The 16166-nt window shown below is 45.5% G+C and carries 12 protein-coding genes; 8 read left to right on the top strand and 4 right to left on the bottom strand.

What is annotated here, in order from left to right; all coding sequences use genetic code 11:
* Positions 1–5 precede the first annotated feature (5 nt).
* Genes dptH through dptF form a run of 3 tightly spaced genes read right to left on the bottom strand, consistent with a single transcriptional unit; the run spans position 6 to position 7982 of the window.
* Positions 6–5054: a DNA phosphorothioation-dependent restriction protein DptH gene (dptH, locus tag L1D31_RS20195; protein ID WP_239838802.1), complete on the bottom strand. Its 5049-nt coding sequence runs from the start codon at positions 5052–5054 to the stop codon at positions 6–8.
* On the bottom strand, positions 5035–6384 hold the full coding sequence (gene dptG / locus L1D31_RS20190; protein WP_053320914.1) for a DNA phosphorothioation-dependent restriction protein DptG: 1350 nt from the start codon (positions 6382–6384) through the stop codon (positions 5035–5037). Before dptG ends, dptH begins: the two co-directional genes overlap by 20 nt.
* Positions 6384–7982: a DNA phosphorothioation-dependent restriction protein DptF gene (dptF, locus tag L1D31_RS20185; protein ID WP_239838801.1), complete on the bottom strand. Its 1599-nt coding sequence runs from the start codon at positions 7980–7982 to the stop codon at positions 6384–6386. The genes dptG and dptF overlap by 1 nt, the downstream gene beginning before the upstream one ends.
* A 608-nt stretch (positions 7983–8590) precedes the next feature.
* On the opposite strand from dptF, the gene mobI reads away from it, so the two are divergent.
* Both mobI and L1D31_RS20175 read left to right on the top strand, forming a co-directional pair.
* Entirely contained in the window at positions 8591–9163 is a 573-nt protein-coding gene (gene mobI, locus L1D31_RS20180) for a conjugative transfer protein MobI(A/C) (protein ID WP_239838800.1), read from the top strand.
* Positions 9156–9662, top strand: coding sequence for a hypothetical protein (locus L1D31_RS20175; protein ID WP_239838799.1), 507 nt, complete (start codon positions 9156–9158; stop codon positions 9660–9662). Before mobI ends, L1D31_RS20175 begins: the two co-directional genes overlap by 8 nt.
* Before the next feature lie 224 nt (positions 9663–9886).
* Here L1D31_RS20175 and L1D31_RS20170 read toward each other — a convergent pair whose 3' ends face one another.
* Entirely contained in the window at positions 9887–10213 is a 327-nt protein-coding gene (locus L1D31_RS20170) for a helix-turn-helix transcriptional regulator (protein ID WP_239838798.1), read from the bottom strand.
* A gap of 93 nt (positions 10214–10306) precedes the next feature.
* On the opposite strand from L1D31_RS20170, the gene L1D31_RS20165 reads away from it, so the two are divergent.
* From L1D31_RS20165 to L1D31_RS20140, 6 genes are all read left to right on the top strand, one after another.
* A complete protein-coding gene (locus L1D31_RS20165; RefSeq protein ID WP_239838797.1) occupies positions 10307–10690 on the top strand; it encodes a hypothetical protein in 384 nt (127 codons plus the stop codon).
* A 202-nt stretch (positions 10691–10892) separates the two neighbouring features.
* The gene (locus L1D31_RS20160) at positions 10893–11750 is read left to right on the top strand and encodes a hypothetical protein (RefSeq protein WP_239838796.1); all 858 of its coding nucleotides are present in this window, start codon (positions 10893–10895) and stop codon (positions 11748–11750) included.
* A gap of 218 nt (positions 11751–11968) precedes the next feature.
* Positions 11969–12403 carry an FMN-binding protein MioC gene (gene mioC / locus L1D31_RS20155; protein ID WP_239838795.1) on the top strand — a complete coding sequence of 145 codons (435 nt, stop codon included), beginning with the start codon at positions 11969–11971 and terminating at the stop codon, positions 12401–12403.
* A 443-nt stretch (positions 12404–12846) separates the two neighbouring features.
* Positions 12847–14742: a tRNA uridine-5-carboxymethylaminomethyl(34) synthesis enzyme MnmG gene (gene mnmG / locus L1D31_RS20150; protein WP_239838794.1), complete on the top strand. Its 1896-nt coding sequence runs from the start codon at positions 12847–12849 to the stop codon at positions 14740–14742.
* Entirely contained in the window at positions 14743–15375 is a 633-nt protein-coding gene (gene rsmG, locus L1D31_RS20145; protein ID WP_239838793.1) for a 16S rRNA (guanine(527)-N(7))-methyltransferase RsmG, read from the top strand.
* A gap of 14 nt (positions 15376–15389) precedes the next feature.
* On the top strand, positions 15390–16163 hold the full coding sequence (locus tag L1D31_RS20140; protein WP_239838792.1) for a ParA family protein: 774 nt from the start codon (positions 15390–15392) through the stop codon (positions 16161–16163).
* Positions 16164–16166 lie beyond the last annotated feature (3 nt).

The following is a 16166-nucleotide window of genomic DNA, read 5'->3' as shown; positions in this document are numbered from 1 at the left end:
TCGTTTCAAGCTTCAGAGCGGTTCAGGCGGGATGACATGGAAGAAACCTTCACTTTCTTCACACTCATCTTCAACTGCCCTTTGTCCAAATGGTAACCAACTGATAAACATTGCCCTTTTGATAGATCCCCGAGTTGCTTTTCCCACTCAGCCTGCTTTGTTCCTGGCATGCTCAGTTCAAGAATTTTCGCGTAGGTCTTTGTCTCTGTTTTAGCTGGAGCAAAAAACAGCTTGTGAGACGCCTGGAACAAGCGATCTTGCTCATCTTTGCGTAGCATACTTAGCGTTTGAGTCGCCAGAATCAGAGATACCCCAAATTTACGCCCTTCCGTAAGCATTTTGCCTAGCGGGCTCTCAAGGCGATGATCAAGGTTCTGCACTTCATCTAACACTATAGGTAGCGGTTTTTCCTTACTACCGTAACTACATGCGTAGGAATAGAGGTCCCAAAGCAAAAACTCAGTACAAATCATTGAAATATCGTGGTTAAGCGACGCGAGCTGCATAATTGTTGAGTTGTGTGTTTCGCTCTCGAACACCTCTTTCCAGCTTTTATCACTGTCAGATGAAAACAAGTTGGACTTGACCAGAGGAGCCAGCTTGCTTGCAAGCGCAGGACCAGCGGTTTCTTCCTCATTTAGGTCATCCAACATATTTTGCAAACTGTAAGCACTGCCATAGCGCTGCACACCAAACTCAATAACTTCATTGAGCACTGCTATCTGGCGCTCGCCAATAGTCGAATATACCTTGTTAAAAACAGAGGCTACCCTTCCAGCCACCATATGAGGCTTCTCTTCGATAAAAATCCCACCAAAATCTTGCTTTTGAGCTCTAAATGGCGACATACCAAATGGCTCATTACAAAGAATATTGGATTTAGGATTTGTTCGTTCAATAAACTCCGGCTCAAGGTGATTCGGTAAGAAACCGTTTGTATAATCAATCACCAGCGATCGAATTTGAGCATCGGCCAAGCTCATCAACAAACCTTGGATACAGTAGGTCTTACCCTGCCCTGAGCTACCAAAAATGATCATGTGACGGTTTGCTAAATCCTTGTGCCCGTACTCCCAGAAAACTTTTTCGCCAGTAAGTGTATTCTGGCCAATCTCCACTCGGCATTCGCTCGCATAATCTGGGGTTGGCTCTGCAGCTAACTTTGACGGAGCCTCAGTTTGGAGGTTCGGTTTTAAATTCTCTGGCTTATCGACCATAACGTCTAATGGGATGGGTGCCCCTCCTTTTTTTAAAGCTGTCTGCCCCACCAACATATACTCCGCTGGCACATGGCAGATCTGCGCGATGTCCTTTTCGTTCATTAGCACTTGAAGCGGGTGTTGCACCAGTGAAGGCAGCAAAGACATCGGAAGGTCAACCTTCAACACGCCATCTTGCATGTTGTAGCTAGGCTCGAAGCAGCTTCCGCTTTCAAGATGGCTAACCACTAGACCTGCCGGGTAGTTCTCAAGCTCTGCGATTGTGTAGTTGCCGCGCAGCCACTCTTCTTTCTCTGCAAGCAGGGCTTCGAAATAGTCATTGCTGAATACGTTGTAGAGACGGTATTTGTCGATTTGCATCAACACCTGGCGGATAAACAAGCCTCGGTATAGCTTCGACGCCAGTGTCTCGTCGCTCAAAAGCTCTGTTAGATAGCGGCGAAGCTCATTCGCTTGCTGTACTGCTTTTTTATAGTCTGGCGTGGAGCCAGCTTTCACTTCGACAGGAAGCAGATAAAGGTTGCCCTCTTTAAAGCCCACCAGCAATACATCATCTGAAATCGCACCTTTTTTATATCCCTGCACATTGCGTGAGAAATCACTGTCCGTCATTTTCAGGCCGATGTTGCCTGATACGCGGATCATCTCACCGACAGATAGCGGCACCCAGGTGATATCAGATTTATGCACAAGACAGGTCGCAAACTTATAGGCACCGATAATGCCAGTACGCTCTTTGCGAATGGTGTCGTTGCAGGTCATCATCTTCAGCAGCCAATCACCGTTAAAGGCATTGAACTCGTTGATTTGACCACCGCCACTTTGCGCTACCACTCTTTCGAACAATCCGCGCTGTGCGGTTACCGTAATGGCATCGTAACTGGCAGAGCTGGTGTACTGATCGGAATAATGTATAAGCACAACATCTTGATTGGCGTGGAAGAAGTCCAGCGTCACCTTAGGGTCGATGATGGTGGTCCAAATCGAGCTGTCATAAGAGCGATCTAGCAGCGATTTAAAGTCTTCACTGACCGCAAGCGCAGGAGCATTGGCACCCGAGTATTGCGTGCTTGGCTTTAATGCTGGCTCCATTAAGGAACCAACATACTTCGCCATTTCCAGGTGCGGTTGGTTACGGTATTGAACGTTTTGCAAACCAAATGCAGTGAAGTACGAGCCTTCATCACTTTTGGAGGCGTCGCCCGTTAGCAGACCATCACACGCAATACCGCTCGGCATGTCGTCAACGCTCAAGGTCGTTAACTTCACGTTGTCGTTGTTTCTGAAAAATGATAGGTGCGAGTAAGCTTGCCCTTCGCGTTCGCTATGGGCATTGGTGAACTTGCTGTAAGTAAGGCGGGTACGAAGAATGTCGATAATGGTGTCGGCGTTTTCACGCACTTTTCCGCGGTCCAGCTCTAACCAAGACTTTAGTTCTTCGTAGTTCGACGTTTCTGCAAACTGATCAAAGGCGTTGAAAACCAAGGCATCATCGTACAGGTTGATATGGATTGACGCCGCTTTATCCAGGTTGTCTTTTACATAGTCGACCAAACCGAGGAATAGCTCTTCTGCACGCTCTTGATTGACTGCATTCACCAGCACACTCTTCTCTGAGCCGGTAAACAAGTGGCGAAACGCTTTCTGGAACTCGTTGATCTTCTCTTTAACTAGCTTGCGAACGAACTTCAGACAGCTTTTCTGATGAGGGACGCTTTTTACCCAAAACCCGTTTTCAGTCACTTGCTGGTTGTAGGCAAACTCATGCTTTGGATGATAAACATACGGAAGCAATCCACTTGGCCCCAAGCGATTGAACGTGACTGTTGGCAAGTCAGCAAAGCTGTCATCTTTTTGCATTTCATTGCAAAGGTTTAAGTAGTACGCCAGCACCAGCGGGTGAAAAGGCGAGTAGTATTCTTCGCCATTCTCGCGAACCAAACCGATTTGCATCACCAACTTTTGCTCTTTGGTTAGCATGCCGCCAGCTTTGATCGCATTGAAATAATCAAGGAATGCATCCACGGTCGCTTTCACGAGTGCGGTAAATTGAGGCCCCCACGACACCAGCGAAATCGTTGTCCTTCGGCTTGCTAGATAGTCAAACAGTGCTTGGTATGCAGAGTGGAGATTGTCATCAATAGACCTTAACTCTTCCAACGATATGCTGTTGGATTCAGCCAGATAGACTTGCTTTTGCTGAACGAAACGTTCTTCCCAACGAAGTAAGCTAATGCGCGGCTCCATAACGCGAAATTCGCTATTATCAATCGCGACAACATCTTTACTCGGGTAAAGCTCGCCAAACACGTCATCATCAAACAACTTATGGAAGCGCGATTGGTTAAGCAGCAGTGGGAAGGACAAGCTGCTTTCTACCGTCTCACCCTCTATGCGAAATGCCAGTGTGTTATCACCTGATTTCACCACAAAACCGATATCTTCTGACTCGTTAGCCAAAGATTCAAAATCGACAACACCAAATTCTGCGCGGTCAACCACTTCACCAACATCATCTAGGCTTCGGCTTACAGTTAACGCGGGGTTGATAACCAGGCTGTTATCTTCTGTTTTCAAGGTAAGGCGTTTTTTCGAAGGCTCAACGACGAAAATGTTTTTAAATGCCTCTAGGTCAAACTCGCCTTTTCTGACGACCAAGCAACGGAAGTTATGATTTTCAGAGGTATTGTCACGCTTCAATGCTAGCGTGAAAAACAGAGGCTCATTGGCATAACTGGCCGCTAGAGTGGCGTTTGCTCCTTTACTGGTTAGGCGCGTACTGATGACCTCTTGCTTGCCTAGTGCATTCGCTGGCGATACTTTAAACTGTTCTTTGCTTAAATCGCTGGTGCCAGAAAAGCTCAGTTTAAGTTCAAACTCACTTTGTCCTTCCTCGAGGGCAATGATCAGGTGACGGTCACGCAAGCCCGCTTTGGTTTCTTTTGGGTAGCGACCAATTACTTGCGCATCATTGGTCTCTTCTTCACCTTCATGCTTAAGGTGCTGAATCTTGTTCTTTTTGATCTCTTCTCGATAAGTTTCAAACTCCACATCTTTCCAACCATCGTCAGAAAAATGTTCTTTGATAAACTTGCTGCTAAAGCCTTTCAGTCTTTCTTCGAGTTGCTGACCAAAGTGCTCGACTTCAAACGACAACTCTTGGTAAAGCGCGCGGTTCTCTTCCAACCGTTGTTTGATCTGCTTTCGATTACCAGATAGCTCCGCAACAAAAGGGTCATCGAACATTCCCAATTCGCTAAAACAAAGCTCGCCATCTTCGACCGCTTTGTACAGCGATTCGAAGCCAAACATGGTGGCGCCATCTTCTAGGATCGCGTCAAACTGGTCATCCAGCAGACAAAGTGACACATCTCGGGATTTGTCAGTTTGTTCAATAAAACCGCTAAGTGCGACTTTGATGTTCTCAGGGCTCCAAACTTGCCCAGGCTGCCCCAAGTCTTCCGCTGAGTTGATAAGGGTATCAAGGCGGCTGTTGTGAATGACCACCAGCGCACAGCCCTTCAGAGCACCTTCTTGGCTTGCGATTTCATCACGCAGGTGAGAAATATAGTTCTCGGTAAACCCGGTTTCTCCGTCTTCTTCGCCATGAAGCACAGGAACCACTTTGCAGCCTTGGACGCTCACGTAGCTCAACGCCACCTTGTTACTAACCATAATCTCACCGTCCTTACGACGGAGTAACGCATCAAACAAGCGCTGGCTGTTACCGTGATCAGGTGAGTTAAACTGGTAGCGATAACCTGCGCATATGTTTCCTTCCGCATGCAGTAAAAACTGCTCAACCAGAAACGATTCAAATTGTTTTGCGCACATACACTGCATCTCCACTATCACTCATGCGTTCAACGTTACCAATTCGTTCATAGAACTTGATAAGCTCTTGCTCTGTCTGCTTATCAACAAATATTCCCCTATCCTGAAAGCCGAGAATTAGCTCATGGAAGCGGAGCTTCTCTTCTTTTCCCACCACCAGGTTGGTCAGCAAAATAATATGGTCCTGCGTAAGGACAAGCACTCGACCTGAGCGACCGCGAGCCTGCACAAAGTCAGCGGCCATATTCTTCTCAACCTCAGTCATGTACTTTTTGATAATGGCTGGTCGATCTGTTTTCGGGTCCCGGAACTGCTCTTCTGCTAGCTTTAACGCGTATTCCAGCCAATCAATGGCCGTTACTGCGTCCCTAGGAATATCAGTGTCCAGTTTGCGGTTGGCTCGGAACATCAGCGCATAGTTTTTAATTTGATCAGCCAGGTCGCTTCTTTGCGAGTTTTCGATATCTCTCGCCAGCTGCCATAAAGGCTTCTTCGTTTCGTCCGGATTGGGCTGGATGTTTTCCAACATAGAAAGGACGGGAAACAGCTTGAAAGAAGACTCACTAAAGAGCTTGTAGCCGTGCTTTTTCACATGAATTCGCTCACCGCTGGCGCGTTCATGATCCATGATGAAATAGAGCGGTTTTGCTTTGGGGGCTTCACCGGTTTTCCAATCAGATAGCGATAGACTGAGCTGAGCCGTGTAAGCAAACCCGTAAAATGCCAAGAATTGTTCAAACTCATCCAGCAGGTATTTGGGATACGTGGTTAAAAATTCGAGATCACGTTTAAATGCCTCGGCCATGTATGGCAAATAGGGCGCTTCCGAAGCACGTAGTGATTTGTCGGTATCTGGTTTGGTTTTGGAACGCAGGGTTTCTAACAGCTCTTGTTCGATGAAGTTCAAGTTGGCATCAAACTGCTCAATTTGTCGACCATTTAACAGGTTGATAAAGAGAGATGCCACACGTAGATCGCCTGCTTTGCACTCACTTTTCTGGCTCTTAAACAACAAAAATTCTGGGCTTACCGAGAAGATGTCTTGGTTGGCAAAATACATATCTTCCAGTACTTCCCAAAAACCTTCTTCGCCCAGTTTGCTTTGTAAGTTGGCTTTACAGTCCGCAGCGAAATCTAGGTAGGTATACTTTTCGATTTTTTTACGAAGTAAGCCGCGAAGCACCAACCCCACAACAGCAGACCAATCAAAGTCGTTGCCTTTGGTTCGAATCGGAATGTAACTGTTCAGGGTATTCTTGTTTTGGAACTTATCAGCGGCAGTTTGTGGCAAACCGGCCTTTATCGGTAGTGTGAAATTATCGGTCGTCATTAGCGCATACCACTCACTTCAAAATAGTCACTTTCTTCTTTCACGATTTTGTAGCGTTTATCCCTCCTCAGGATAAACAAGGTCTCTTTTTGTTTAGCGACTGTCAGCATCTGCTCCAGTGCTTCATCAAGCAAAAGAACAGCATTTTTGTCATGCTTGTTGGGGCGGTACCCCTGACCTATTTTCACTAGCAGCTCAAATAGCCTGATGCTAATCGGCATTGGCTTAAGCGATTGGCCATCGACTTTCAAATACGCATTGAAGGTGCCTATTTTTTCGAGTACGTTGTTTTGAATTGCTGAAAAATCTGGTTTAACTTCAAGAGACACTGCCGTTTTGTAGCCATTAAGCTCAGATACTAAATACTCGTCTTTGTCGAGTGTTGGGGCATGACGGTTACAGTAGCGGTGAAGCGCTGCGATCAGAGTTTCCTTATAGAAACTGCCAAGCTCTTTACGCATCTTTCCTGAACCATCAAAATCACGATGTAGAATCCAAACAGATGCATAGGTTTCTACCAGATTGTTTGTAAACTCGTTTTGGATCGGCGTTACAAACTCATTGCAGAACTCGTTGTCACCCCGAAGCAAATAGAGAAGGCGAAGGAAAGACGTTGCTTCGGTTAACTCGTAAAAACCAAGCTCGTTAATTTTTGACCTAAATGCACTGAACCACTCATCTTCAATGCCCAGCCCATGCTGAAGCACAAACTCATCGACTTTACGCGTGTGCAGATTGCTTGGGTCAAAACCCTGAATGCGGGATAGCAGCTCGTTATCGCTGCCCGCAAACAAGTTGTCGAACAAGTAGCCATCAGCTGCAAGCAACTGGAAAGTGAAATCCAGTAACGCTCGAGCCGTGAGGAACTGATCTTTGATAAGGCGAGCTTTGAGTAGTAATCCAATCAGGGACTCCTGAACTGCGGGCCGACTCAGTAGAGCATAATTAGCGGTCAGGCGAGTATGTCCCCGAGATTTACGCTCATTGTCGTAAAGCACATAAAACGGGTTATCAAGCGTCTGCGCAGTCAGTCTTTTCAGAAACTGCTCAGCAAAGTCTGATGCACTGCCCTCTGCATCGAAGGTGAATTTTGGATAGTCTTCAAAATCCAAGAACACGTACTGCTCTGGAATTTTCGAAAGCTTGCGAGAGAGAAAGTCTCTAACCACCTTTTTGATGTCGCTATGTTCTTCAGAGCCTTCTTCTGCGTAGTTACCCAACATACCCACATTGATACCCACAACGAGTGGTTTGTTGCTTTGCTTGAACTCGGAGAAGCGCTGATCGAGAGCTTGAATGGCAGTCTGACTCGGATTAAAGCTGTGCGTTGCATCCAAATGGAAGTCATGAGTCACTTTGTGCTTTTGGCTGTACTGCGTCAAGATCTCGGATTTGCCATCACCGCTACTTCCGCATAGGAAGATGATTTGATTGGGCTTGGCCGATAAGAGAGCTTTCTTAAAATCCGCTTCTATATCTGTCTTGATGTAGATGTAGCGCTTGTATTCAGCGAGGTAATCTTGATTCTGCTCTCTCTCAGTACTGACCGCATACGGTGAAGACTTTGAGAGAATGCTGAGAGCTTGTGCAAATTTCAACGGTCATTATTCCTTCAAATAATCAATAGGTTACATATTACTAAAAAATGTACTGTATTACTGTGATTTCAATACGAATATAGAGTGCCTTCATAATGGACAAAAACCGATGAAATGCTATCTAAGGATAGCTTTTCAATCTATTTTTTCATGTACCACTTCTCTTTACTTACCGAAAAGCAACCCAAAAGCACTCTTGCTAACAGCACACCGCGTGCAGCCCCATGGGCTTTCACATGTGAAAGTCCATGGGGCATCAGCAATAAAATCCTCCAACATCCCACAATAATTGGATTACCACTCATCAAATCCCAGAACAAACAACAATCTTAAGCCATCTCCCACAAATACTGGACTGTGAGTAACAGCATCCCAACAACCGTCATTAACAAGTCATGGATTATTAGCTTAGACCTCCCACAAAGATAGAGATCTGGAAAGCAGGTGCTTGGCTCCCAGGGAAGGATACGCTGCTATTGCAGCTTTAGCTGCTGGGATATAGGGCAAATACTAGCGCCCAAAATGGGCAGCTTCGCGTGCTATAGCTAAAGGACCTCTGGGTTACGGTAATTGGTGACGAACAAGCAAAACCATGGAGTAACCTAACGATGTTAGATGAGAACAGCGCAGCTTATCGCTGGCATAAAATGGCACAGCAGTGCAAACCAACCGAAGAGAAGCAAGCTTTCGAGCTAGCACTTTCACAATCACTCAATGCTCTGGCACAAGTCGAACGCTTTACTGATCAAGAGCCTTATCTGCTGGAGTTTCTAGCAAGTTGCTACGCCAACAATTTCTGGCGCATCCACCGCTCTTATAAAGACATAAACCCCGGTCATTTCGCCTGTCGAGTCCGCAACCGTGACAACGCGTTCGAGGCCGCATGGCACCATAACTGGTACATGAGTGAGAACCAAATGGCGCAGCGACACAATAAAAAGTACCGCGTTCGCTCTACACATATCCGCAAAGGCAAAGGTTTTCGCTACCCAAAGGGACGGTTTTCAAAGGCCAATAAGGAGTGGGAGTCGGATCTTATCGACTACACCGAAGATGGCTTTGCTCTCGTCCGTGAAATACGCCATGAAATTCTAGCCATCAAGAAGAAGGCCCAAACCTGTACAAAACGACTTCACAAGCTACATAAACACTTCAAAAAAATGGAGATGCTACATGACTAAAAAAGAACCTGCCGTTGGCATTACAAACTATTGCGAAGAGCTAGACCTGTCAGATTTTGATATTGCACTGCCAGAACAATCACCACAGCCAGAAGTAATAAAAGATTTACCTCTATTTGTCGCCGATGAATCAAAGATACTAATGGTTGCGGCCAAAGACCTTGAAGCACGATTGGAAAAGCTGTGCAAAGCTCTGACAGCTAAGTACAAAGTGAAATATCCAATACGCTACAAATTCAAAGTCAAAAAATCAAAAGGCTTACCAGAGATCACATGGTATCGCCTCATTCTTCATCGCTATCCAGACGAAGAGCTTGAAGAAAAAGAAGTATCCGAAGGGGTATTGAGACGTTTTTCAAACGCAATGCCCTGGGAGATCCCGCTGTATTTGCATTTGCTCGATGAGTTAGAAAAGCTGGATCAACGTGTCATCCGTATAAGCACACTGGCCGAAGCCATTAAAGAACTCACTAAAGCCACTAATAAATACAACACTTAATGTATTTGCTTGCTCCACATCGCTTGGTGTGGAGCTTTGTCGCTTGGGCTTGCATTTGCAAAATAGGTGGTAAAATTAAGGTAGTAGAGGCTTAGCAATACTAAGCTAAAGAGAAACAAAATTAATGGAGGTTTTATGGAGCTTTGGATTTGGCTGGGTGGTTTATTACTGACAGTCGCCGCAGTCGGTGGAGTATTTTGGTATTCCGGACGAGAGCGATAACTTTATTGCTGGTCGATGTTATCGAGCTCCTGCCTGAGCTGCTCAATAAGCGCCTGCTTTTTAGTTTCACTGAGCTTTTCAATCAAACATGCCAGTTCTGCTGAGCTGTCGGAATCTGAAAAGAAATACGCAACAGGCACACCGAGCTCCTGAGCAAGCTTTTGTAGCGTACCGATATCGGGCATATGACGCCCTTTTTCATAATGATTCATACGGCCACTCGCTGAACTTGGGTCCATACCCAAACGGATACCAAGCTCCCTCTGGCTGATACCAACGTGATTTCTTGCCTGTTTAAGGCGCTGTGGAAATGGATTTGTTTTAGACAAGTGAGAATCATCATCAACCTACGATGCTTAGATTTTCTAAGTTTTAATTATACCTGTATACTTAGGAAAACTAAGCACAAGATGGAGACTAAGATGAAAACACTAAAAAAGTTCGCACTATTTTGCGTTTTTTGTCTTGGTGCGTTAGTGACTGTATATCAAAGCTGGGGTGTGATGTTGATGGCCTTCCCAAGCGTTATTTGGCTACATAAGCCTCTGGATGTTATCCACAAAAATAAGTACATCGCGTTGTTATTTTGGTTTGTACTCTTTTATATAAACTGGCTATTCGCTAGTGCCGCCGCCCTCACCTATTTCTTCATTCATGTCTGGCATTTGCACCAACAGAACATTCAGCTCAATGACTCGTCTTACGTTAAGCGAGCGCCTCGACGCATCAACCCAAGCACTGGTTTGTTGATGAAGAACAGGCACTTTGACATGACAGGTGAAGCTTATGGCTGGAAGATTGATTGATATGGGTAGGTGATGATCACTTTCGCTCCTACTGGGAAGGATCGTAATAACAAAATGATCCACGATCCATAGCAAAGCCCCCGAACAACAACTGGTGAGTTTAAAGATCAAAAGATATCTCCTGCTTATCCACAATGTGTCTATTTGGTGATCACCCGATAAATAACTGCAAAATCAAATTGTTTTGAAAAGGAAATTTCTCATGAAACCGAAGGCTAGGTTCACTCCATTATCGTTACTCATTTTGCTCACTGGATGCGCCTCTACATCAACTCCTATCCAATATGACAACAGCCACAGCCGTGCTCATAACATTGCTCATGCAGGTGGGCTCTACCAAACAGAAGACAAAGTCATTCCAATGAAAGATTTTGAGGCATTTAAGCTCGCGAAAGCTGCCGCAGGAAATACATTGTTGCTCACGTCTTCAGTAGGCGCGGGACTTGAGTTAAGTGAAGGACTAAGCCTTGGTTTGCTAACGTCATTGCTGGAACAGCCTGATACCGCTTCACGAAACAGCATTATTGCTTGGATGCCTATACAAGAAGCGACATCCGCTCGAGACGCACAGCAAAAGTTGCTCTACCACTTCAACGCAGCCATCGAAACCGTGCTTCAAGAACAATCTATTAACTATGAGCGCACGAATGGCAATTCAGAACAAAAGATAGAGTTCTACTTCCATAGTGCAGACTACCAATGTCCAAAATACCAAGCTGGTATGACAAACCAGGACCTATGCTATATCACCGCAGAAGTTTTCGAACCGAGAAGAACGATGTCACCGTCTTTCGTCAACGATGGACAGGAAAGTTTTGCATTTGAATCCAACCATCACGTCTACTACCAGAGATTTAGAATTTCGCCAGGCAAGAATAGTAACATCCCTTCTGATGCACTTTATGCTGCTATTAGCAGTAAGTTGCCCGATTGGATCTTCATTTATATAGCAAAAGGGAAGATTCACTTTAGTAAGGAAACGATAATCGCACCTTACCTGCTAGAGAGTGGAAAACCTCTCTTGTTTGTCGTTGCTGAAGAGAAAGATAGTGAAAGCTGATCCGGTTTCCCACCATTCCCACTTTTCCCATCCTGATCTATGATGGAAGTCATCTTGGGAAGTAAGAATTTGACCATAAATTGCAATTTGGTCCCCAATCGGTCCCCAAGACGTCGCGCGAGGCCATCTATTATGGGAAACTTCACTTTCTGTATCGGCAAATAATCATACATGCGCGACGTTTCCCGTCGCGCTGTTTTTAGGTAAAAGGAAATTCTATGATCCAAATAATCACAGGCAGTACATTAGGTGGCGCTGAATACGTGGGTGATCATCTGAGTGATCTGCTGATTGAAAAAGGCTTTAAGACTTGTATCCACAACCAACCGGTATTGGAAGAAGTACCAGCACAGGGTACTTGGCTACTCATCACATCAACTCACGGTGCGGGTGAGTATCCAGATAACATTCAACCGTTTATTCAAGCCTTACAAGATACACCGCCGCGTATGTCTGACGTCAAATATGCGGTCATTGCCATTGGCGACTCTAGCTACGACACATTCTGTGCCGCAGGCCAGCACGCCCATGCCCTACTAGCCGACATTGGAGCGACACCAGTGGCGGATTGTCTAACCATCGATGTTCTCAGCCACGATGTTCCTGAAGATGCCGCAGAGGTGTGGCTAAACGAGCATATCAACAAGCTGTAGTCTTACTCTTTAAGGAAGTGTGCCATCAGCCACTTCCTCTCTCCACAACTCATAAAATCCCTTTTCTCCCTCCTGTGGATAAAATAAGATCTATCCGGTTATTAACCTATAGTTATCCCAATAATAACTTTGAATTTTATTTTCACCTGTGCATAACTAGCCTTTTTGATCTCAGGAAATCCTCAAAGTGATCAAGGTAAGATCACATCATATGATCCGTTCAAGAACGATGATCTTGTTGATCATTTTTCACTTATCCACAGAGATCGTCGATCCTAATAATAGATCCAATAAAAGATCATATATAGAGATCCTATAGAAATAATCTTTGTCAGAGGCTTAAATTAAAAACGCGAAAAGCGATTTTCTATCCATGGGAAAGCAGGTAGAATAGCGCTCTTTTTATCTGTCCATCTCTCTATTTGAATACCAGAGGTCAGTTCATGCTTTATCACGAAAACTTTGACGTCATTGTTGTTGGTGGCGGACATGCAGGAACGGAAGCCGCACTCGCATCAGCTCGTACAGGACAAAAAACACTGTTACTGACACATAACATCGACACTTTAGGTCAGATGTCATGTAACCCTGCAATTGGGGGAATCGGTAAAGGTCATTTAGTCAAAGAAGTGGATGCCATGGGTGGTTTAATGGCCCAAGCCATCGACCACGCTGGTATTCAGTTTAGGACGCTTAATGCATCTAAAGGGCCTGCTGTTCGTGCTACACGAGCTCAAGCTGATCGAGCACTCTACAAAGCTTATGTACGTGAGGCGTTAGAAAATACCCCGAACCTAACACTATTCCAACAATCGGTAGATGACTTGATTGTTGAGCAGAACAAAGCGGTTGGTGTTATCACTCAAATGGGGCTGCGCTTTCATGCTAAAGCTGTTGTGTTGACCGTAGGAACCTTTCTTGGAGGTAAAATCCATATAGGCATGGAAAGTTCCTCTGGAGGTCGTGCAGGTGATCCACCTTCGATCGCTTTAGCGGATCGTTTACGTGAATTACCGTTCCGTGTTGATCGCCTAAAAACGGGCACACCACCACGTATTGACGCACGTACGGTTGATTTTTCAGTGCTTGAAGCTCAACACGGTGATGATCCAACACCTGTTTTCTCTTTTATGGGCAACAGGGATCAACATCCACAACAGATCCCATGTTTTATCACTCATACCAATGATCAAACACATGAAGTGATCCGAAAAAACTTAGATCGTAGCCCTATGTATGCGGGTGTGATCGAGGGAATTGGCCCACGTTACTGCCCATCAATTGAAGACAAAGTGATGCGTTTTGCCGACAAGAACAGCCATCAGATCTTTATCGAACCAGAAGGCCTCAATACTCATGAGTTGTACCCAAATGGTATTTCCACCAGCTTACCGTTCGATGTTCAAGTGCAAATTGTTCGTTCAATGAAAGGCTTTGAGAACGCACATATCGTTCGTCCAGGATACGCTATTGAATATGATTTCTTTGATCCACGTGATTTAAAACAGACTTACGAGACGAAGTTTATTAGTGGTTTATTCTTTGCTGGCCAGATTAATGGAACTACAGGCTACGAAGAAGCCGCGGCGCAAGGTCTGATGGCAGGTTTGAATGCTAGCCTGTATAGTCAGGACAAAGACGGATGGAGTCCACGTCGAGATCAAGCTTACATGGGAGTATTGATTGATGACCTATCGACAATGGGGACAAAAGAGCCATACCGCATGTTTACGTCTCGTGCAGAGTATCGCTTACTGCTGCGTGAGGATAATGCGGATCTCCGTCTGACAGAAAAAGCGCGCGAGTTAGGATTAGTTGATGATCTACGCTGGGCTCGCTTTAATCAAAAGATCGAAAACATGGCGAAAGAACGTCAAAGATTGCAAGACACGTGGATGAACCCTAAATCTGCGGGTATTGATGAGCTGAATAAGCATCTCAAAACGCCAATGGCCCGTGAGGCAAGTGGTGAAGATCTGCTGCGCCGTCCAGAAATGACATACTCCCAACTAACTGAACTGGACGCATTTGCACCTGCTCTGGACGATCAACAGGCGGCTGAGCAAGTAGAAATTCAAGTCAAATACGAAGGCTACATTAAACGTCAGCAAGACGAGATTGAAAAGTCGCTTCGTCATGAGCATACACAGTTGCCCGTGGATCTGGATTACACCAATGTGAAAGGGCTGTCCAATGAAGTGGTGGCCAAGTTGAATGAGTCGAAACCTGAGTCAATTGGTATTGCGTCACGTATTTCTGGTATCACGCCTGCCGCGATTTCGATTCTGCTGGTTCACCTCAAAAAACATGGCATGTTGAAAAAAGGCGAGGAAGCATAAATGAGTGGGTTACGAACACAATTAGACGTTTTGATCGCTCAAACTTCGCTGGACGTCTCCGAACATCAACGAGAACAGCTGGTTGGCTATGTAGAAATGCTCAACAAGTGGAACAAGGCCTATAACTTGACCTCCGTTCGCGATCCCGGTGACATGCTGGTGAAACACATTCTCGATAGCATAGTGGTTAGCCCGCATCTGCAAGGGCAACGCTTTATTGATGTCGGAACTGGTCCGGGTTTACCTGGTATTCCTCTGGCGATTATGAACCCTGATATGGCATTTACTTTGCTTGATAGCCTTGGCAAGCGCATTCGTTTTATCAAACAGGTGTTGCACGAGCTTAAGATCGACAATGTCACGCCGATTCAAAGCCGTGTTGAAGCATTTCAGCCACAAGACAAATTTGATGGCGTGTTAAGCCGAGCGTTTGCCTCTATGGTGGACATGGTCGAGTGGTGTCATCACTTACCTAAAGCGCATACAGGCTGTTTTATGGCCCTGAAGGGCCAATTACCACAGGATGAGATTGAGCAGCTTCCAGAGTGGTGTTCTGTGACCGACATCAAAGCTTTGCAAGTTCCTGAATTGGAAGGTGAGCGTCATCTAGTAATCTTATCCCGCAAGGAATAAAAGCGAGGTTCATCGTGGGAAAAATCGTAGCAATCGCCAACCAGAAAGGTGGAGTTGGTAAAACAACAACGTGCATCAACTTAGCCGCGTCTATGGCTGCGACTAAGCGTAAGGTATTGGTGATTGACCTCGATCCGCAAGGCAATGCCACTATGGCCAGTGGGGTCGACAAGTATCAGGTAGATGCAACAGCGTACGAACTGCTGGTTGAGGATGTCGCTTTTGATGATGTTGTGTGCCGTAAAACATCAGGAAATTATGACCTGATCGCAGCTAACGGTGATGTCACAGCGGCAGAAATTAAACTAATGGAAGTGTTTGCGCGTGAGGTTCGCCTCAAACATGCCTTGGCTGCAGTTCGCGATAACTATGATTTCATCTTTATTGATTGCCCTCCATCTCTAAACCTTCTTACAATCAATGCCATGGCCGCAGCAGATTCGGTCTTGGTACCTATGCAGTGTGAGTATTTTGCGCTGGAAGGTTTAACAGCATTGATGGATACCATCAGTAAGTTGGCAGCGGTGGTGAATGAAAACCTTAAAATCGAAGGTTTACTACGAACCATGTACGATCCTCGCAACCGCTTATCCAATGAAGTTTCCGATCAGTTGAAAAAGCACTTTGGTAACAAGGTGTACCGCACTGTTATTCCTCGTAATGTTCGTCTGGCCGAAGCGCCAAGCCATGGTAAACCTGCCATGTACTATGACAAATACTCCGCAGGCGCAAAAGCCTATCTGGCTTTAGCTGGAGAAATGCTTCGCCGCGATGAAGTCCCTGCATAACCC

The organism is Vibrio sp. Isolate23, assembly GCF_022398095.1.
In the GTDB taxonomy this organism is placed as follows: domain Bacteria; phylum Pseudomonadota; class Gammaproteobacteria; order Enterobacterales; family Vibrionaceae; genus Vibrio; species Vibrio coralliilyticus_A.
This window is presented reverse-complemented; position numbering and strand designations above follow the sequence as displayed.